17 protein-coding genes, 1 tRNA gene and 1 pseudogene are annotated in these 20,835 nt (G+C 34.6%); 5 read left to right on the top strand and 14 right to left on the bottom strand.

Features of this window, described 5'->3' with window-relative positions:
- Nucleotides 1-13 precede the first annotated feature (13 nt).
- The 4 genes from JF76_RS00585 to JF76_RS00570 form a co-directional block, all read right to left on the bottom strand.
- Nucleotides 14-1,783, bottom strand: a complete 1,770-nt coding sequence (locus JF76_RS00585; protein WP_045927355.1) for an FAD-dependent oxidoreductase — start codon at nt 1,781-1,783, stop codon at nt 14-16.
- A gap of 195 nt (nt 1,784-1,978) precedes the next feature.
- Nucleotides 1,979-3,442 (bottom strand): SLC13 family permease, encoded by a 1,464-nt coding sequence (locus JF76_RS00580; RefSeq protein WP_045927354.1) that lies wholly within the window; start codon nt 3,440-3,442, stop codon nt 1,979-1,981.
- 14 nt (nt 3,443-3,456) lie between these two features.
- A complete protein-coding gene (locus JF76_RS00575; RefSeq protein WP_045927353.1) occupies nt 3,457-4,725 on the bottom strand; it encodes an FAD-dependent oxidoreductase in 1,269 nt (422 codons plus the stop codon).
- A gap of 161 nt (nt 4,726-4,886) precedes the next feature.
- On the bottom strand, nt 4,887-5,801 hold the full coding sequence (locus tag JF76_RS00570; RefSeq protein ID WP_045927352.1) for a LysR family transcriptional regulator: 915 nt from the start codon (nt 5,799-5,801) through the stop codon (nt 4,887-4,889).
- Nucleotides 5,802-5,939: 138 nt separating this feature from the next.
- Between JF76_RS00570 and JF76_RS00565 the strand changes: the two genes are divergently transcribed.
- The 3 genes from JF76_RS00565 (at nt 5,940) to JF76_RS00555 (ending at nt 9,087) form a co-directional block, all read left to right on the top strand.
- Nucleotides 5,940-6,854, top strand: a complete 915-nt coding sequence (locus JF76_RS00565; RefSeq protein ID WP_045927351.1) for a shikimate dehydrogenase — start codon at nt 5,940-5,942, stop codon at nt 6,852-6,854.
- A 26-nt stretch (nt 6,855-6,880) separates the two neighbouring features.
- Nucleotides 6,881-8,086, top strand: coding sequence for an MFS transporter (locus JF76_RS00560; protein WP_045927350.1), 1,206 nt, complete (start codon nt 6,881-6,883; stop codon nt 8,084-8,086).
- A 179-nt stretch (nt 8,087-8,265) separates the two neighbouring features.
- Nucleotides 8,266-9,087, top strand: coding sequence for a triphosphoribosyl-dephospho-CoA synthase (locus tag JF76_RS00555; protein WP_045927349.1), 822 nt, complete (start codon nt 8,266-8,268; stop codon nt 9,085-9,087).
- Nucleotides 9,088-9,112: 25 nt separating this feature from the next.
- Here the strand turns inward: JF76_RS00555 and coaA are convergent, their stop codons facing one another.
- From coaA to JF76_RS00515, 8 genes are all read right to left on the bottom strand, one after another.
- Nucleotides 9,113-10,024: a type I pantothenate kinase gene (coaA, locus tag JF76_RS00550; RefSeq protein WP_045927348.1), complete on the bottom strand. Its 912-nt coding sequence runs from the start codon at nt 10,022-10,024 to the stop codon at nt 9,113-9,115.
- A gap of 3 nt (nt 10,025-10,027) precedes the next feature.
- A complete protein-coding gene (locus JF76_RS00545; protein WP_045927347.1) occupies nt 10,028-10,639 on the bottom strand; it encodes an ECF transporter S component in 612 nt (203 codons plus the stop codon).
- 452 nt (nt 10,640-11,091) lie between these two features.
- On the bottom strand, nt 11,092-11,883 hold the full coding sequence (locus JF76_RS00540) for an alpha/beta fold hydrolase (RefSeq protein ID WP_045927346.1): 792 nt from the start codon (nt 11,881-11,883) through the stop codon (nt 11,092-11,094).
- 12 nt (nt 11,884-11,895) lie between these two features.
- On the bottom strand, nt 11,896-12,816 hold the full coding sequence (locus JF76_RS00535; protein WP_045927345.1) for a LysR family transcriptional regulator: 921 nt from the start codon (nt 12,814-12,816) through the stop codon (nt 11,896-11,898).
- A gap of 112 nt (nt 12,817-12,928) precedes the next feature.
- Complete coding sequence (locus tag JF76_RS00530; protein WP_045927344.1) at nt 12,929-14,500, bottom strand: acyl CoA:acetate/3-ketoacid CoA transferase; 1,572 nt, start codon at nt 14,498-14,500, stop codon at nt 12,929-12,931.
- A gap of 296 nt (nt 14,501-14,796) precedes the next feature.
- The gene (locus tag JF76_RS00525; RefSeq protein ID WP_279625414.1) at nt 14,797-15,192 is read right to left on the bottom strand and encodes a MaoC family dehydratase; all 396 of its coding nucleotides are present in this window, start codon (nt 15,190-15,192) and stop codon (nt 14,797-14,799) included.
- 42 nt (nt 15,193-15,234) lie between these two features.
- Nucleotides 15,235-16,173: a nitronate monooxygenase gene (locus JF76_RS00520; protein ID WP_045927342.1), complete on the bottom strand. Its 939-nt coding sequence runs from the start codon at nt 16,171-16,173 to the stop codon at nt 15,235-15,237.
- A 24-nt stretch (nt 16,174-16,197) separates the two neighbouring features.
- Entirely contained in the window at nt 16,198-16,992 is a 795-nt protein-coding gene (locus tag JF76_RS00515) for an enoyl-CoA hydratase-related protein (RefSeq protein WP_045927341.1), read from the bottom strand.
- A gap of 523 nt (nt 16,993-17,515) precedes the next feature.
- Here JF76_RS00515 and JF76_RS10175 point away from each other — a divergent pair.
- Nucleotides 17,516-17,668, top strand: a pseudogene (locus JF76_RS10175) (aquaporin family protein); the annotation flags it as partial.
- Between the two features lie 90 nt (nt 17,669-17,758).
- Here the strand turns inward: JF76_RS10175 and JF76_RS00510 are convergent.
- Nucleotides 17,759-19,639 carry a flavocytochrome c gene (locus JF76_RS00510; RefSeq protein ID WP_045928877.1) on the bottom strand — a complete coding sequence of 627 codons (1,881 nt, stop codon included), beginning with the start codon at nt 19,637-19,639 and terminating at the stop codon, nt 17,759-17,761.
- A 118-nt stretch (nt 19,640-19,757) separates the two neighbouring features.
- On the opposite strand from JF76_RS00510, the gene JF76_RS00505 reads away from it, so the two are divergent.
- Nucleotides 19,758-20,684: a LysR family transcriptional regulator gene (locus JF76_RS00505; protein WP_045927340.1), complete on the top strand. Its 927-nt coding sequence runs from the start codon at nt 19,758-19,760 to the stop codon at nt 20,682-20,684.
- Nucleotides 20,685-20,743: 59 nt separating this feature from the next.
- On the opposite strand, the gene JF76_RS00500 is transcribed toward JF76_RS00505, so the two are convergent.
- Nucleotides 20,744-20,816, bottom strand: a tRNA-Asn gene (locus tag JF76_RS00500).
- Between the last annotated feature and the right edge of the window lie 19 nt (nt 20,817-20,835).

Here is a 20,835-nt window from a genome sequence, read left to right as displayed (position 1 = left end):
TAATTAATTAAAGTTAATTTTTAGAGGCACCAGACACTGTATCAGTTGAATTGGATGCAGTCTCTGCCAGCTTTTGATAGTTAGCATTATCAGCGGCCTCAGTTCCGGCCACAAAACCTGAAGCATAGGACCAAGAATTCATCATACTTGGCATCGAATCATGACCATTAGCACCGCCAACAATCTCACCGGCAGCATAGAAATTGTCTAGTGCTTCAAAGTCTTGGTCTAAAAGCTGCATATGCTGGTTAGTTTCATAGCCACCAAGGGTGGTACAAAAACGTAATTTCTGCTCAATCACAAAGTAGGTATCGCCTTCATATTTATGCATAAACTGAGAAGGACGACCAAACTCAGGGTCATTACCTGAAGCAACGTATTTATCGTAGTCAGTTAAAGTCTTCTTTAGGTTTTCATAATCAATGCCAGCTTTTTTAGCCACTGTTTGCAAATCTCCGCTTACTAAAATCGGACTCTTCTTGCCATCAAGATCAAAGAAACCTTGCACTTCATCTTTGCTAAAGCCATATTTAAGTAGCAATTCATAGAATCTGTTCCATGTTCTTTCATCCATTACTACAAAAGCAATTTTATCCTTTTGCTCTGCAATGGCATCCCGAAAATGAGTATACGGGGCTGATTCATTTACAATTCGCTTACCACTAGTATTAACAAAAATAGCACCCATATCAGTCGCTTCTTTTGTTGAATAAGTTGTTAATTTGGCAATGCCAGGTTCAACTTCTAAACCATGGGGGTAAACTTTATACCAATCAAGATTGCGTGTAGCCAGATTCATATTTTTAGCAAAATCGAAATAATCACCAGTAGAAGTCATTGGACCGTAGTAAGGAATATTGGTTTTATGTTGCCGATAATCACGAGCGCCCCAGCCACCAGCTGCCATAACTAAGGACTTAAAGTTTACTGTAACTGTTTCATGTTTGCTTTCAGCAATTAATGAGACAAGCTGGCCCCGTTTATTTTTATTAAGTTGTTCCACCCGAGTTTCAAGTAAAATTTTGCCACCCTTTTTGGTAAAGGCATTTGCCACTTTAGTTATCAATTCATAAGAACTTTCAGTTGGCATTTCAATTTGCCGGTCAACAGAATGCTCAATAGTCTGTGTTTCAGCTTTTTGATAAGTTAGGTCTGCAAATTCAGTAATAAAATCAACTGCTTTACCAATATTTTGAGCAAGTATATTTGAAAGTAGCGGATAATTTGTCCCCCGACATTCACGGACAATATCTTGGACTAAAAGCTGCGGAGAATCTTTTTTTGCTTCCTCACCAAATAAAGCAGCTGCTAATTTTGAACCTGTACCAACGACATTTGAACCATTAAGAATTGTAGCTCCACCGAGATAGCCATTCTTTTCAAGTAAAAGAACATTTTTACTCATTGATAGTGCCCGAGAGGCTGCCATCAAGCCAGCCATACCCGAACCAATTACAGCTACATCCACATCATAAGTTATATCTTGATGCGACTTATCACTAGACTTAGCAACAACGTTTACATCATTTGCTTTTAAGGCTTTCTTTCCAGAATCAAGCATGGCTTGTGTCATAATCGAAGCACCAGAAATGGCATCAACATCGAAACTTTGATTATTAATAATATTCTTCTTTAATTTACCTACCACCTGGTTAAAAATACCTGGGGTTTCTGCAGTTTTGGTCACATTAATATCTGTAATGTGATTATTTTCAACTTTGATGTCAAAGTCGATTTGGCCATTTCTTCCTTCTGCCGTTGCTTTAATTATTTTTTCTGTCATTAATGTTCAGTCCTTTTTCTTTTTTTAACCGTTTTCAGTATATAAAAGTAATAACATAAGAAAAATAAATTTATTTTACAACATTAATCAATTTTTTAAATTAATAGCAAAATTTAACCTTATTCGAATCGAGATATAATAAAAAATGTCTAATTCATTTTCAGAAAGAGTCCTTTAAATAATTAATATTATTTATTACAAGATTAGTTTTGCAAATGGATAACCGACAAATGTCATAACTACGATAGATATAACAGCAAATGCTGCTCCCCAAATTAGCATATCTTTTGCTGTTGTATATTCCGTACCAATAGCAACCGGATTAACGCCCGCTTGACCTGCAGGAGTCATATTGCAAACAGCAGCCCCAAAGCCAATCAACATAATTACTGCTGCTAGATTAATACCATTTGCCGTAGTACTCAAAGAACTGATTACAGAAATTGCTACGGATGAAACAATAGTCGTAGTCACAATATTGGAAGAGAAATTAGTTTCAACAACACACCAAACAATAAAGAAAAGAGCCAAAAGGATTTCTGGTAATCCTTTAGCTAATGGGCTTAAAATGTTCGTTAACCATGTTTCAATTCCCATTGTTTTAGCAGTTAAAACTGCACCAAGTTCACTAGCTACACCTACCATAAGGACGGAAGCCCAAGATATACCTTTGTTTGTAACTTCTTTAAAGCTCAATATACTTTTTCCGTTAATATTGACAATCATCAATATAATACATCCTAATAACGGTGGAAAAGCCGTAGTCCAACCGCTTATTGTTGTATAAACAGTAGGAAGTATGCCTTTAATAAAGCTAGGCATTATCCATAATATTACCGTTAAAAGCATAGTGGCTAATATTATTTTTTCTTTTCTATCAGCAGGTTTGATGGTTCCCTTAAGTTTTTCAACAGCCTTTAAATTTATATTTTTAATATCATTTGGACAATAAATAAAACGAAAAACAAGAAGCATACCAATAATAATTAAAATTCCAATAGGAATTCCAACCATCATGTACTGAACTTGTGATATTTCTTTTCCAGTTGCGCCTTTATAAAATCCTATGGCTAAGGTTGGCCATACATGCGCGATTGCTGTCATTCCTGAAGAAAGGTTGATGCAAAATGTCGCTCCCATGGTAATCATGCTGCCAACCTTGCTTCCCTTTTCTATATGCAACACTTTAAAAATATCAATCAAAAATGGCATAAATGTCACCATCAAAACAGTAGGTGAAATAAAAAGTCCTAAGAAAGTAATGGCAGTAAATAGAAAAATCACAAATCTCCATGGGCTTTTTTTAGCAATCCGGTTGGTAATTAACGCTATAGTACATCTTCTTATAAAATTTGTTTGTGATAGTGGGTAAACTAATGCAAAAGTAAAAATCAGAAAAGCAACTGTGGAATTGCCAAAAGTTCCCGTAAACGCGGCTTGATATCCTACACTTGGTATTAATCCAAGCAAAAATAGGACTATTAAACTTGGCCACGAAATAGAAATTGTAGTCCACATTACCAGCGCAGCCACAAAAATACCTAACGTCCATAATCCTTGAGGAGTTAAACCATTACTAGCAGGCAACAACGTACCAAAAATTAGTATTATCAGAAAAGAAACCAATAAAAACAGATAGTCTTTCTTTTGTTTACTCATTATTGTTCCTCCCGCTATAAAAGTGCTCTTTGAGCTTTAAGTTCCTTCTGAACCGCATCAGCACAAAAGTTTTTTTCATCAGTATCTTTACTCTGAAGTCCAGCTGCTATTCCAGCTGCTTGTCCAGTAATATAGCTAGTTCCCATGACTCTTATAGAAGCTTGAGCTACATGATCAACCGAGATCAAGCGTCCAGCCCCCCAAATATTATCAATATCTTTTGCCTTTAATGAGCCCAGTGGAATGCTGGCATAGTCATTATCTGGCATATGCTTGTATTCAACTTGATTATTAGTATGATGAATTTCTGGGCTCCATGCTGCCCTTCCGATACTATCTTTTCTTTTAACTACATTTAAAATATCTTTACCATGCAAAGTGGTGTCTCCAATCATTCGTCTGGATTCACGAATTCCTATATTGGGGCCAGAACTTACGAGAAATGCATTTTCACAACCCTTAATATATTTTTTAACAATCAGAAAATAGCTTTGGACTTTCTTCCTAAGCATAATTTCAGCATTAGTCAAATTGCTACCATCTAGAGAATTTAAATCAACACTTGGCAGAGTGAGAAAGCCATAATCATCACCATTATTTTTAATAAAAACTCCCTTTTCTTTGGTTAAATATGGGATACCCTCTTCTTTACCCTTTTTTACTGCACTCTGGATTTCACTCATTAAAATATTTCTAGCAGGAATATTATTTACTCTAAACGCAAGAGAAGCTTGCTGAACAGCATGAGTATTTTCATCTCCCCAATTAGTTTTTAATCCTGCTAAATGAATCAAGTTTGCATTACCACTCGCATCAACAAAAGAGTTCGCATGTACTTCTATTAATCCTTCATCATCATAACAAATTAAGCTTTTTATCTTTTTGTCCTTTTTGTTAACCCCTACCAAACTTGTATGAAGAAGTAAGTCTGCTTTACTTTGAAGAAACAAATCATCAAAAATAAATTTCATTTTTTCTGGATCGAACTTGATTGAAACATTGCCAGTGGATGGTGATGGATGAGGTGTAATATCCATACCTGCAGCATTCATTTTTTTCAAAACTAAATCACCAATTCCACCAACAACCTTATCTGGATTCTGACCTCTAGTATAAAAGCCACAATATGCAGCAACTTGTGAATTAACACCCTGACCGCCTAAAGCGGAAGCGCGCTCAATTAAAATTGTTTTGGCACCTGCTTTAGCTGAAGCAAGAGCAGCAGCAATACCAGCTGCTCCTCCGCCTACCACGGCAACTTCATAAGTAATAGACCTTTTCATAAATTTATCCCCCATAAATAAATCGCTTTCAAAACTACCTTAAATATGACACAATTTTAGGGCAATAAAAATAAAGGAATTCTATTAAATTAATACAATTTATCTATTGATTCCCTCTGTAAGTTTTTTAATAATGTTTGTGCTTTAATTAATATTTTTAACTATATCAACTTATTTTTATTAATATAATTTTCTTGGCAATAATGTTGTGCAAAATTTTGAAATTTATTAACAACCGGCGACAAGAAATGATTGTTTTTTGTAATGATATACAAACTATGTTTAGCAATTTTATCTTTTATATCTAAAAGTTTAACTGTTTTATCATTAAGTTGTGGCAAATTAGGGACAATAGCAATTCCAAATCCCCAATGAACAAATCCTATAATAGCATGATCTTCAACTGCTTCTAATGCAACTTTAGGTTTAAAATTTACAGTAGAAAAAATTTGATCAATCTTTGGCCTTAATCCGCTTTTATGTGAGTACATTATAAATGGACATTTTTCTAATTCCTTTATATACAAACTTTTTTTATTTGCTAAGCTACATTGCAGTGGTACAGCTACTTTCATTTGTTGATCAACCAAATGATGAACACACAATTGATCTAAATTTTGCTCTGGCATAGAGCTACATACAAGATCCAATTTATCATTTAAAATGTCATTAATCAGATGTTCAGTAGTATCCTGTTTAAAAGAGAATTTTATATTTTTATTCTCCTCTTGCTTCTTAAAAACACTTACTAGATGTGGTAATAAATCTTGACCCAAAGTATAAGTAAATCCTAAATTGATATGACCACTATTAATGTCTAACAATTCATTAATATACTTGGAGCCTTGTTTTAGCTTATTTAGGCTTTCTTCTACATATTTTAAATATATCTTACCGTAATTAGTTAACTTGATATTTCTGCCATCTTTTTCAAATAAAGGAGCTCCTAATTCATGTTCAATATTAGAAATAGCATATGACAAAGAAGGCTGCGATATACCCAAATTTTCAGCAGCTTTTGCCATATGTTCCGTATGTGCTAATTCTACGAAAAACTGTAAATGTTTTAAATTCATAAGTGGCTCACTTTACATTAAGTATTATCTAAATCATAAAGCATTTCTATTAATAATACAAATTAGCTTTATTTATTCTAACTTTGCAAGCGATAACATAAAATAGAATACTTATATATTATAAAAAGGAGAAATATAATGGCTAATAAAATTACTGGTGTTACTGGTCCGATTACTGGCTGGCTAGATGGCCATACCTACTTAATTGGCTTAATGGCATATCCTATTCGGCATTCAATGTCACCTACAATGCACAACAATGCCTTTGCTAAGTTGGGCTTGAATTATACTTATCTCTGTTTTGAAATTGGCAATGATAAATTAAAAGGTGCAGTTGACGCTATCCGCACTTTAGATATGCGTGGCTCAAACGTTTCGATGCCCAATAAAAAAGAGGTAATCCAGTACCTTGATAAATTATCGCCAGCTTCTGAGATGTGTGATGCGGTTAATACTATTGTGAACGACCATGGCGTTTTGACGGGCTACACTACTGATGGCATTGGCTTTGTCCAGTCACTTAAGGATGAAGGCATTGACATTAAAGGCAAAGTGATGACTTTAGCCGGTGCCGGCGGTGCCGCAACCCCAATAGCTGTTCAATCGGCTTTAGATGGTGCTAAAGAAATCAGAATTTTTAACATTAAAGATGACAAGTGGGCTCAGGCTGAAAAGAACGTCAAAACCATTCAAGAAAAAACTAATTGCCAGGTTTCTTTAACTGAGCTGACTGATCAGGAAGCATTTAAACAATCAATTGCAGAAAGCGATATTTATTGTGATGCCACCAGCGTTGGTATGAAGCCACTTGAAGATAAGACGCTGGTTTCAGATCCTTCCTGGTTCCATGAAGACATGGTGGTGTTTGACACAGTTTATGCTCCTAGAACTACCAAATTAATGAAAGTGGCTCAAAAAGCTGGAGTTAAGCATGTTTTTGATGGCATTGGCATGATGATTGATCAGGGAGCGGCCTCATTTAAGCTGTGGACCGGTAAAGAGATGCCAACAGATTATATTCGTGAAATTATGTTTTCAGACGAAGATAAATAAAATTTTTAGGAGAATAGGAGAAAAGTATGAAAAATAAATATACGCCTACAGCTCTTGCCTTGTATTTTAACTATTTTGTTCATGGTATGGGAGTGATAATATTATCACAAAATGCTGCCGCTTTAGCTAAACAATGGGGTACAAGTCAAACAGCTGCTCTAGCAGTAGTTTCTGCCTTAGGTATAGGCAGGATTATTAATTTATTAATTTCAGGTGTTTTATCGGACAAATTTGGACGTAAGCCTTTCGTCCAACTAGGTATTGTGACTTACTTTATCTTTTTTATTGGTATTCTACTTTCACCCAATACGGTCATAGCATACATTCTAGGTATTTTAGCTGGAATGGCTAATTCATTTTTGGATACGGGTACGTATCCTGGACTTATGGAAATATATCCCAACTCAAAGGGTACATCAAATGTTGTTTTAAAAGCCTTTATTTCTGCTGGTCAGTTTCTATTACCATTTATTGTTAGCGGACTCGCCGCTGCACACATGTGGTATGGTTGGTCATTTATAATTCCAGCTGCAATTCTAGTAGTTACTTTTTTATATTTCCTATTTGGTGGAGCTTTTCCAGATTCAAATGAAGTTACCAAAGAAGATGAAGAGAAAGCTGAAAAAGCTGAAGAACAAGCAAGTAACAATATTGCAAGCAACGTCTGGATTGATGGTACATTATTTATCATTTACGGATATATTTCTCAAGCAACTTTCTATTTAGTAAGTCAAATGCTCACACAATATGGTCAACAAGTTGGTGACATGGCTCAAGCATCTGCCCATTCCTTAGTCTCATGGTATTCCCTAGGTTCAATTTGTTGTGTTCTTTTAACTGCTGTTTTAGGTAAAAAGATTAGTGAAATTCAATTTGTGCCAGTCTACACTCTGGGAGCTTTTGTCTCCATTTTATTAATGTGGCTATTTCCAACTAATGCTGCCTTGATGATCATTTTAGCGTTTCTAGTAGGATTCTTTGCAGCTGGTGGAGTAATGCAATTAGCTTTAACTGTTATGGCTGAATTTTTCCCTGCCGGTAAAGGTACAGTCACTGGATTCTTTTATACTGCAGGTTCCATCGCTTCCTTTACCATTCCGCTTTTCATAGGCTGGATTGGCAATATGAAAAATGTTATGTTCTTAGACGTAATTATTGCTTTAATAGGATTTATTGATACACTGTTAATTGCAATTCGCTATAAGAAACTGTTTGGCAAACTTAGTAAATAAAATTAATTTTTTATAGCATTAGAAAAAGCCACATATCAAGGTTATTTGATATGTGGCTTTTTAATGCTTTAGATTAATTCGCTAAAGAAATAAATTACAGGTAATTAAATTTAATTTTAAAATAGTTTATACTGAAAATGATGTTATTAAACTAATTAATGATTTAAATATAGATACTTATGACTAATTCAATTACAAAAAATGCTTTACGCTCACTCTTATATGAATCTGTTACCGCACCAAAACCTGGTTTAGTAGACCCCATCAGCCAAGGTCCGCATCCCGACATGAATATTTATACTTTTATTGACAGCAGTTTAAGCTTAGAGGCATATTTTTCTACTGCTGTTGAAATTGGACAAAATTTTCAATCGACTGATTTAACCCAAATGTTTTATAAATTAAGACAAAGAGGTATTACTGCTGAAAAAGAAATGTTTGCTGCAACTCACGGCGCCAATACACATAAAGGAGCAATTTTTGCTCTAGGCATTTTTGTCTGCGCTGAAAGCTACAGTATGACAAACAATACTGAACTATTTCTGACTATCAGCAAGATGTGTAAAGGACTTGTACAGCATGATCTGATTCAAAATAATGAGTTAAAAACAGCAGGTGAAAAAGAATTTGAACATTATCATATTGGCGGGGCTCGTGCTCAAGCTGAACGAGGCTATCCCATTGTACGTGAAGTAGCTTTACCCTTTTTAAAAAACAGTAAGGGAACGCTCCAAACGAGATTCCTTGATACCCTAATGAAGATAGCAACAGTCACGGTTGACAGTAATTTGATTAAGCGAGCTGGAAATTATAATGTAACTGACTGGCTACATCAAGCAGCTAATAAATATTTAGAGCTAGGTGGTTATGCTTCTCCAGCTGGTAAAAAAAGCCTGCAAAAATTAAATGATGACTGTTTGGCCCACAATTATAGTTTAGGCGGCTGTGCAGATTTATTAATTGTTACCATTTTTGTAGCTCTAGAACGTGGATACATATAAAAAGGAAAGCACAAGCCTTCCTTTTTTAATAATTACGTAAGTATACATAGTTAATCTTATGATCTAATGTCTTATGCAGTATAACATTTGCTCTACCTTTTGTAGGTTCTATATATTCTCGCAAATTAACTAAATTTACAGTTTGCCAAACTTTTTCAGCCATTTCGACTGCTTGGCTTTTTGGTTTATTTGACCAAGAGTAATAAAAACTTGAAGGATTGTTTTGATTCATAACTAAGAGATGAACAAAACGCTGTAAAAACCAAGTTCTGATCAGTTTTTCGTTTGCATCTATGTAAATCGAGAAATTAAAAAAGTCACTTGTTGCTATCATTTTATTAGGTGGGATTTGTAAAGTGTTTATTCCTTCAATAATCAATATATCCGGATTAGTTATTTTCCCATAGCTCCCAGGAACTATGTCAGACAATTCATGTGAATATAAGGGATAAAAAACTTCCTTTTGTCCTGTTGCCACATCCGAGAGAAAATCTGCTAATAACTTCATATTATACGATTCAGGAAATCCTTTACTGTCCATTAGCTTCTTCTTCTGCAAATCTCGGTTTGGATATAAAAAGCCGTCCGTTGTCATGAGTTGTACTTTAAGTGTAGGATACAGACGTTTAAGTAACACTTTTAATAATCTGGAAACCGTAGACTTACCTACTGCTACAGGACCGGAAATACCAATTATGAAAGGCTTATTAACATTATTAGCATTAATAAAATGATTCATTGATTTTAACAGTAATTTGTCATTATGGACAAAAAGATATAAATAATGTACTAACGGACTATAAATTTCATTGATATCAGTGGTATTAACTATATCTCCTAATGAAGTAAGACTCTTTAATTCACTTTTGCTGATTTCACTAGTTTTATTCTCTGTCTGGGACCAATCATATCGGGAAACTTTCGTAAAATTTTTCATATTCTATGCTCTTTCCATTATATAATGCAAAGGAGAAACAATTACAGGTGTGACTACTGCTGTAAAAATTGCCTCAATTAATCCGTTTATTCCTAAAGATGTTAGTAAAACTAGGAATAGTGGCATTCCTGCAGTAAAATTTCCTATATGTGAAATTAATTCATTGGGGTTTTTCATAAAAAACAAACTTGCCAATATAATAACTAGCAACGTATTAGTTATTGACGCTATGCCTCCATTTAATGAATATACCCAACTTTTAATTTCTAAATTTTTTTGTGTAAAGTAATTTGTCAATAAGCTCGGTAAAAAGCCAGCAAACATACTTGGCACTAAAGCTATTATTGGATTTCGAAACAGCAATAAGCTAACCATATCGCCTGGTTGTGTATATGCCACTATCAATCTAGTTAATCCCCAAAATAGCCCAAAAACAATATTATAGCTTGGTCCAAGTAAACTACTATAAATTGCGACTGTCAGAGGAACAGTAGTAATAGCTGGAAGTGCAGGCAAGATACGAATGTAACCAATATTAGGTACAAAAGTTTGTAAAATCAGTATTGCCAAAAAAACGGCAGTTATTGCTAATTTAACTGTATTTTTTCGTTTCATATTTTTTCACTCCATATTAATTTATTTTGACATTTTAAGTGCAGCATTAACTTTGACAGGTACAAATTTAGAAACATCACTATAAATATGTGTCATTCCATTTATCAAGCCAGAAAAAATAAAACGGCTATCAGAATTAGAAAACAAAATGACCATTTCAAAATTTTTATTCAAGGCTACTATTTTCTGCTCATAGATAAAGTTTTATTCGTTTCGAACTTCACGGAAAATAACATCTGCATTTAATTTATCTAAAGCTTCCATGGTTAAGATTACTTGCGTTATCCCCATATTTACATTTGCCAATTTCTGAATAGTTTCTTTCACAAATTGATATCTTTTAGCAACTGAAAAAGACGCTTTTCATTAGTATTTTGGTAGCTTTCGCAATAATATCAAAATGACCATTATTAATAGAATCAAAACTTTCTGGAAAAACACCATCATATTTTTTATTCAATTCCTAAAAATTTCCCCAACAAATGATTAAATTCTGCCGGTTTTTCTGCCATTATGTCATGACCTGCATCATCAACTGTATTTATTTCAATATTCTTATTATGTTTTTGCATTTCAGTAACATATCCTATCTTAAAATAAGGACTTTTAGTTGAACTGATTGAAAGTGCAGGTATGTGAATACCATAGACTGTTGGACGCCAATCTTTTTGAACATGATCAAATAGCAGCGACATATTTTTCTCTCGCTTAAAGGGATATTTTTGCTTAAACGGGTAAAGTTTAGACCAAACTTGATCATCAATAACATTAAGCGTTTCTTTAATATGGTCATAATATGACAATACATCTTTAAAATTATATTGTGTAAGTTCTATCTGACCGTGAACCCAACCATAATGCCATTCTTCATCGTTAAGCATTTTAGGTGATTGATCAATTGTAATAATTTTAACTATATTGAGTTCAGGATGATATTTTAAAATTGCCCATACTAGACCTGCTCCCATAGAATGACCAATTAAAATTATGGATTTCAAATCTAAATTCGTAATTAATTCAGCTGCCTCATCTGCAAGCTCAACCATGTTGCTTATTGCTGGTCCTTTTGACTTACCATGACCTGCCAAGTCAAAAGTAATTGTTTGATAACCGTGCTTCACTAAGTACGGCACTTGTCCTGCCCACACAACATGATTCCCGCCAAAACCATGAAAAAAAACAATTGCGGGGCCTGTCCCAGTTATTTCATAGTATATTTTTCTATTGGCAATTTGCATTAACATTTTTTATTCTTTCTAGCTTTCAATTGAAATTTTTTTATACTTAGAAAAATATTTCAAAAACCATTTTTTAGTGTAATCAACAGTAGGACTTTCGATGGATGTAATAGTATTACAAAGCGAAATTCTCCAAGGGAAAGTTGGGGTCATTTCTTTACTCTTAATTTCCTTATCGCTGTAATTTTGTCCTATGGGAGCAGCCAAAATTCCAATTAAGCCTGAATCTCGCTGTACTAGGTTTAAAACTAAGTCCCAAGAAACAGTTTGTAAAAAATAATTAGGCTTTATTCGATCTCCCCTGAATCTTTTATTTAACTGGAAGGTAACCATAAAGCTGTCAGTCAAAGTTACTATTTTTTCTTTTTCAACTTCGGTAAAAGGTATCACTTTTTCCTTTATCTTGTTAAAACGATGATTAGAATTAAACCAAACTCGAACACTGCTTTCATAAATTAAATTCTCATAAATACCCTCGATTGTTGCTGGAGAAACAATTACAGCCAAATCAATATCTCCTAAGGCAAGCATTTTCTGCAGGCTATAAGCACCACATTCAACAAGTTTAAGTTCAATACCAGGATTAGAATTAATGAAAGAAATCAACGCATCGTTAAAGACGATTGAATTAATCACAGGAGCAATACCGATTTTAACTGTTCCATTTTTTTCTTCAGAAAAGCGATTTAGTTTTTCCATCATTTCAATATACTGTTGGTATACTTTTCTTGATTCATTGACTAGGGCTAGGCCATAACGGGTAAGACCGACAATTCTGCCTTTTTTATGCTTAAAGACTTTTATTCCTTGTCTAAACTCAATATCCTTAATTGACTTACTAATTGCTGGCTGAGAAACATGTAAGATCTCAGCACTTTTAGTTAAATTAAAATCATTATCTACTATCGCAAGTAAATATTTAATTTGATTAATATCCAAGATAAGCTTTCCTACTTTCATTAATATTCAGATTTATAAAAAAAGCAGCATTAAATGTATTTTCTTAAATCATTTAAAATACTGTTTCTTTTATTAGCTTAACTTAATAAAACTAACTATTATTTTTAATATTCATAATAGGTTCTTGAAAAATTCTAGGATCCATTTCTTTCAGATTATCACTAATAATCGGCTTGAATTCCATTTGATCAAGGATATCTTTTTGTAAATCTATACCAGGTGCAATTTCTATTAACTTCAACCCATCTTTAACCAGTTCAAATACAGCACGCTCAGTTACATACCAAACTTTTTGATTGTTTTCATATGCTACTTCACCTGAAAAAGTTACTTGCTGAACATCTTTAACAAATTTCTTAACTTTTCCTTCTTTAATTATATGAAGCTTGCCATCTTTGACTTCTTCCTTTAAACCAGCTGCAGTAAATGTACCGGTGAAAACTATCTTAGGTGTATTTTGTGTAATGTCAACAAAACCTCCTGTACCTGCAACTTTTGGACCAAATTTAGAAACATTCAAGTTTCCTTTTCTATCAGCCTCAGCTAAGCCTAAAAACGTTAAATCAATACCACCACCGTCATAAAAGTCAAACATGTATGGCTCATCGATAATTGCTTGTGGAGCAATAGCGGCACCAAAGTCACCACCAACTAACGGAGTACCACCAAACGAACCTCCTTCAACTGTAGTAACAATATTGTCTAATAAACCTTCTTCTTTTAAAACTAATGAACATGTCTCTGGATATTTCCCTATGCCAAAGTTAACAACATGATCTGTCCTCTGATCAAGGATACATGTAGCTCTACGAGCGATTACTTTTTTGCTATCTAAGGGCACATTAATTTCATCAGCTTCTTTAACGACAGCAGAATTAACAAAATCAGGATTATATATTGTATCAGTAGTTTGCCTTGTCATATCTTTATTTTCGGTTTCAACAACATAATCAACTAAAACACCAGGAATTCTAATATCTTTAGGATTCATAGAGCCACTTTTTACAACACGTTTAACTTGAACAAAAACTTTGCCACCATTATTATGAGCAGCCATAGCGACTGCTGTAGCAACCAAAGTCAATGGCTCATCATCAAAGGTAATATTGCCATCTTCATCAGCATATGTACCGCGTAAAAGAGCTATATTTGGTTTTGGTACTTCATAAGCTAAATAATCTTTACCGTGAATATTTATTCTATTAACTAGTGTTGCTTTTTTAGCTGCATCATTTAATCTTCCACCACTAATTTTTGGATCAACAAAAGTACCTAAGCCTACATTAGTAATCAAAACAGGCTTATGTGCAGCTGAATCCCTAAATATTTGTGACAAGACTCCTTGTGGGAAATTAAAAGCTTCAAAATCGTTAGCTTCAGATAATGGGGCTAACTCAGGAGCCAAAGCATAATGTCCGCCCACTAAACGATGAAGAAAACCTTTTTCTGCAAAATTGTTAGTTCCCCTATGTTTACTATCGCCTATGCCTGAAGCATGCCAAACATCTAGTCCTTTAGGATGTCCTTCTTTTTTATATCTTGCTCTCAAGTATTCTAAAATTTCTTCCGGACTGTCAGCCCCTAAAAGTCCATCTAGTGCAATAACTGCATTATCTGGAATTAATTCCGCAGCTTTTTGACTGTTAATAAATTGAATTGCCATCAGATAAATCCTCCTAATGAGCTAAAACTTAATTTATTCAATTACAACTAATAAAAATGAGTTTTTTAAGATTGTTGAGAGCAATTGATGTAATCAAAAAATTAATTTCAAACCAATAATTACCCGAACCATGTCATTCATACATTGTTCCGACACAGTTAGGGTACCGCTTACAAGCATAGATTGTGAAATATATAATTTTCACTATACGTATAACTGAAAGTTATAGTATTAATAAAAAACCTTGCACATAACTAGTTAAATTCTAGTTAGTGCAAGGCATTTTACACATAAATTTATTTAGTAGCCATACATTGTGCCTGACCGCTAGTAACAACTACATTATCTTGGTTTGTTACTGTAGTATCATATACCACAATGGTAAACTTTTTTTTAGGAATAAATTCAGTAATCGTACATTTGACTGTTAATACATCATTTAAATACACAGGTTTGACAAACTTAAGGCTCTGATCTAGATAAATACAGCTTTCTTGCCCCGGAATATGCTCTGCTAAACAGGTAGAAATAAAAGCAGCAGTAATCATTCCGTGTGCAATTCTATGTTTAAATTGTGTTTTTTTTGCAAATTCTTCATCCATGTGAACAGGATTATGGTCACCACTAAGTTCAGCAAATTGCTGAACTATGTCTTCTGTGACTTGTTTGGTAAATGTACCAGATAATCCGATTCTTAAATTTTCTTCGACTATAATGCTTGCCTCTCAAACTTTCTAAAAAATTTCAATACCCTTTTTAATAACTCTTTGAGCATCATCCATTAGGTCTTGTATAATTTGAGCGGCTGGTTTTGACTCTTTGACCAATCCTGCAACTTCACCAGACATAAAGAAGCTTTCTTTCGGATCATCTTCTCTAACGCCTTTATACAAAGCTTTATTCATTGCTGCGTTAAACTCATCACGAGAGACACCAGTCTTTTCTAATTCCATCAACTTTAATGCCTCTTCATTAGCAATACCACGAGTAGCACCGCCTTTAATTGAAGTTCCAACCACTGCAGTACCAGTGTCTGTTGCATCAATGACAGCCTTGCGCCAATTATCACCAACAGGACTTTCTTTGGCAATTGAGAAAATAGTACCGCATTGAACTCCTTCTGCTCCTGCAACAAAGGCTTCAACAACACCACGACCATCTCCGATACCACCAGCAGCGATTAACGGGATAGAAATTGCATCAGCAATTTGAGGCCACAGAACAATCGAAGTGGTATTACCAATGTGACCACCGGCTTCCATGCCCTCAACAATAACTGCATCAGCACCCAATTCTTCCATTTTTTTAGCAATTTTGACATTTGGAATAACAGGCATTACTTTTACACCTGCAGCCTTTAAGTCTGTCATATAAGGTTTTGGAGTTCCTGCGCCGGTAGTAACAATTTTTACTCCCTCTTCAATTAAAACCTTAACAACATTGGGAGTATTCTTATCCATCAACATCAAGTTAACAGCAAATGGTTTATCAGTGAGTTTCTTAGCTTTTCTTATTTCTTCTCTGACTTGTTCAGGTGTTTTCCCACCTGCAGCAATTATACCGAGGCCACCACCATTAGAAACAGCTGAAGCTAGCTCAGCTGTAGCGACTTCTTGCATGGCACCTTGAATGACTGGATACTTAATTCTTAATAAATTGGTAACGCGATTCATATTAATCTCCTTAAAATTTTTTAATTATTTACCTGTGAACTTGGAATCTCTTTTTTCGACAAAAGCATTCATTCCTTCAGTTTGATCTTGAGTAGCAAAAGTTTCTGCAAATAGTTGTGATTCCATATCTACAGCTACATCAAGTGGTAAATCTGCACCACGATCAACAGAATATTTGGCTAAAGCAACTGCAATCATGCCATTTTTCATAACTTGCTTTGCTATTTCATGAGCCTTGTTCATCAACTCCTCGGGCTCTACTAATTCATCAAGAAGTCCGATACGATATGCTTCGTCAGCAGAAATCATTGTAGAAGTTGCAATCATTTCTTTTGCTTTTCCACGTCCAACTAGACGAGTCAGACGCTGTGTACCACCAAAGCCAGGAATTGTACCTAAGCCCACTTCCGGCTGACCAAATTTTGTTTTGGCAGAGCCAATACGCATATCACAAGAAGAGGCTAATTCACAGCCACCACCAAGTGCATAACCATTTACTGCAGCAATAGTAAATTGAGGTAAATCTTCAATTTCACCAAATGACTTATGAGCTAATTTAGAAAGTGCTAATGCCTGCATTGTATTCATACTACGCATTTCTGTAATATCAGCTCCAGCAACAAAAGACTTTGTTCCTGAGCCTGTAATAATTAATACTTTAATTTCATCTGGATGAGATTCTACCTCTCTTAATGCATCTCCAATGTCTTGAAGCGTAGCAGAGTTTAAGGCGTTTAAAACTTTGGGACGGTTAATAGTCAATGTTCCTATACCATCTGTGGCTTCTAACAAAACATTATCATATTTATTAAAATTCATAATCTCGCGATTCCTTTCACAATACTAAACTCATTTTTTTGCTCTCAAATTATAATTTTCATGTAAGCGGAACCAAATATCAAATTTTGATTGTTTTTAGTATTTTTTCAAAAATTAAGTAAAAAGTTAGAATATCATATGGTTCTTCGCACTTGAAAAAAAGTTATGAAGAGAATAACCAACTTAGATAAGTCAATCATATTTGTTAAAAAGACACTTAAAGCCCTACTATTAGTGAAGTTAAAAAGTAATAACTAAATTTAATAGGGTTAATAACTAAATGTATCAGTTAGAATTTGCTCATTTGTGGGATGTTTGAAGTTGATTTACAGTTTGTGCAAAGTCTAATTAATTAAAGGTGGAAAATTATAACTGGAACTTGAATGACACGCTATCTTGCCAAACTTTTGGGGACAGCTATCTTTATAGTTTTTGGTAATGGATCAGTTGCCAACTCATTTTAAAAGAAAACAACGGCTAATGGCAAAGAAAGTCAAGCTAACAGAGGCTGGGTTTTTATTACGCTAGGGGTTTGGAGCCTAGGATAGTTCATGCTATTCTGCCTATTCCCAATAAGGGTTCTTCAAACTGGGATTACAGTTGGGTGCCAATAGTTGCTCCTACTTTAGGCGCAGTAGTTGGTATCTTTATTTATAAGCTGTTTTTTAATATATAATAATTATTACATATTATATTAATACTTATTTTAAATAAAAAAATAGTTAGCCAATTAGGTTAACTATTTTTTATAAACTTTGTTTAATATTTATTCCTTTGATGCACCTGTCACTGCATCATTATCTGCAATTTCACTGCAGGCATTGTCAGCAGCAATCCGACCAAAAGTAAAGATATCAGCTAGTGAATTACCACCTAGACGATTACCGGCATGTAATCCGCCAGCGACTTCCCCTGCTGCATAAAGACCAGTAATTACTTGTCCATCTTTGTTTATTACTTGCGCTTTTGGATTGATCCTTAAGCCGCCCATTGTATGGTGAATGGCCGGCTTACGCGGAGTAGCATAAAACGGTGCAACCTCACATTTAAGGTTAAACGCACTCTTACCAAATTCTGGATCACTACCTGCATCAACATATGAATTATATTTTTTAATAGTATCAACCAAAGTGGCTGGATCCATACCGGCTTTTTCAGCTAATTCCTCCAAAGTGTCTGCCTTTAACAAAGTACCAGCTTTTACCTGAGCAGCAAGTGATTCTTCAGTTGTGTTATAAGCTGTTGCTTTTATTTTTTCATCGGCTATTAAGTAGAATAAAGTGCCATTGGCAATAGCGGCCTTAGCTAAAGTATCACGCTCAGCAAATTCATTAACGAAGCGTTCACCTTTTTGATTGACCATAATAAAGTTTTCGGGCGGGGTTTGAATACCAGTAAATAATTCACCTGTCTTAGGATCTGAAACAGGCATTAATTGAATAAATCCCATACCCACTAAATCAGCACCAGCCTCTTGACCTAAGGCAATACCGTCACCAGTAATTGCAGGCGAATTAGTGGTAGCAATATCATCATCAATATGCTTCCAATAAGTGTTATACTTTTGCACCATTTTGGTGTTGGCACCAAAACCGCCAGAAGTTAAAATCACTTTTTGCGCATGAATGGTAACTTTACTGCCCTCACTACTTTGAGCTACAACACCGGTAACTTTACCATTTTCAATAATTAAGTGCTGTGCCCGGGTTTCTGTTAAAACTGTAGCACCATGGTCTTTTACCCAATCACCCAAAACGTGAATAAAGGCATAGCCCATAGGTTCAACTGGCTTATGACCGCGACGCCACAAGGCTCCAACCGGCATGGTAACATCAGAGCGGTCAAACTTTACGCCTAAATCAGTCAACCACTTAACTGACTCAAGTACGTTATTGACAAGTTCAGTAACCAGGGCATAATTACCATGAATTTCATTACCATTCAGGTCAGTTCTTTTACCACCTAAATAAGTCTGTATTTCATGCAATAATACTGAATCAAACAGATAATTTTTACCAGAATCTACATAAGCCTTAATTTGCTTTTGCAGTTCTTTAAAGTCATCACGATATTCTGGATCAATTTCATCAATTGGAGTTGCAGCTAATTTTTCCAAACTTTCTTTTTCACCCGGCAAAGCTTTAAATTGATTTTGCCACTCAGGTTCAGCAGCATTTAAAGGTCCACCCGCTCTGGTGGTATTACCACCAATTTGAGGGAATTTTTCCAGTACAATTGTTTTTTTACCATTTTGAATTGTTCTAGCAGCTGCAGTCAGACCAGCACCACCGGCACCAATAACTACAACGTCAGTTTGGTATTCTCTGTCAGAAGCATTAGCAGTTTTTGGCTTTGGTCTGTTAAGCCATTCTTGTGCATCTCCACCAGCTTTTGTAATCGCCTGAGCCACACCATCTATCACGCCATGACTGGAAATTGTAGCTCCACTAACTGCATCAACATTTAAGGTTTGATTAGCAATAATTTGCTTGGGCAGACGTTTAAAGACCTCATCTGCTACTCCAGCAGTTTCGCCACTGGAATCAATATCTATTTCCTTGATTTTGTCTTCAGAAAGTTTCACCTTCATAGGCATAAAACTAGAGCCATGACCCTTAGCTTTTACTTCATAAATTCCTGATTTCATCATTAATATACTTCCTTTCTTTCAATACTCATTAGTTAAATTTTACTAACTTTTCTGATTAAAAGGAAATAGTTTTCTAGCAAGCAAGCTATAATAAAATTGTTATCGGAGGCAAAATATGAACAATCCTGAAACCGTCCTACATTTTATTGATGTGCTATTAAAAGAAAGTAATTTTACTAGAGCGGCTAGTGAACTATATATATCACAGCCATATTTGACTCAACTAATTAAGCGAATTGAACATAAATTGGGAACTGAAATAATTAATCGTGAGACGATCCCATTTACATTAACGGAAGCTGGGGTAATTTATTACAATTATCTGGAAACAAAAATTAGTAACAAGCAAAAGTTAGCTGAACAGTTAATTCCCTATGCATCACCGAATAAAGAATTAATCCGAATTGGAGTTTTAGAAAGCCTGGGAACATTTTTATTGCCAGAGCTTTTACCTCACTTTATGTTTACACATCCAAATATTAAAATTCAGCTATCAGAAAACTTTCCTAGAGTAAGTGAAGCTCATCTTTTACATGAGCAAATTGATTGTTATCTGGGTCAAACACCTGAGTCTCTTAATCAAGGATTGGATTTTTATGTTAACGGTGGAGAAAACTATTTTGTAATCATTTCACCAAGATCAAAATACTTTAAAAAAGGTCGATTTATACTTGAGCCAAATGAATATGATATTAAAGACATTTTACAAGAGCCGTTCGTTGTTAGTTCAAGCAATTCTGCAATCCGTCATCAAGTTAATGGTGCATTTCAGAAATTTCATATCAAACCTAATATTATATTGGAAAGCAGCAGTATTATTACTGCAACTAATTTAGCAATAAAAGGAGTAGGACTAACTATTTCAGCTGCCAGCATTATCAAGCGAATGGCTCAAACACCTATTAACTTACTTCCAGTTGATCATAATTTGATTCAAATTAAATATTTTATTGCAGTTAAACATGGGCAAAAACTGAAACCCGGACTTAAGAATTTAATTTCAGCATTTAAGAAACTAAAGATTGAACCAAATATAAGTTAATTATTAAATTTAAGCACAAAAAAAGAGAACCCGCAGGTCCTCTTTTCTCTCTTTGCTCGCTCCGGCTGTCAGACTCGAACTGACGACATCTTGATTAACAGTCAAGCGCTCTACCAACTGAGCTAAGCCGGATTGCTAAAAAGCACGGCAA

This window comes from Lactobacillus kullabergensis (assembly GCF_000967195.1).
In the GTDB taxonomy this organism is placed as follows: Bacteria; Bacillota; Bacilli; order Lactobacillales; family Lactobacillaceae; genus Lactobacillus; species Lactobacillus kullabergensis.
This window is presented reverse-complemented; position numbering and strand designations above follow the sequence as displayed.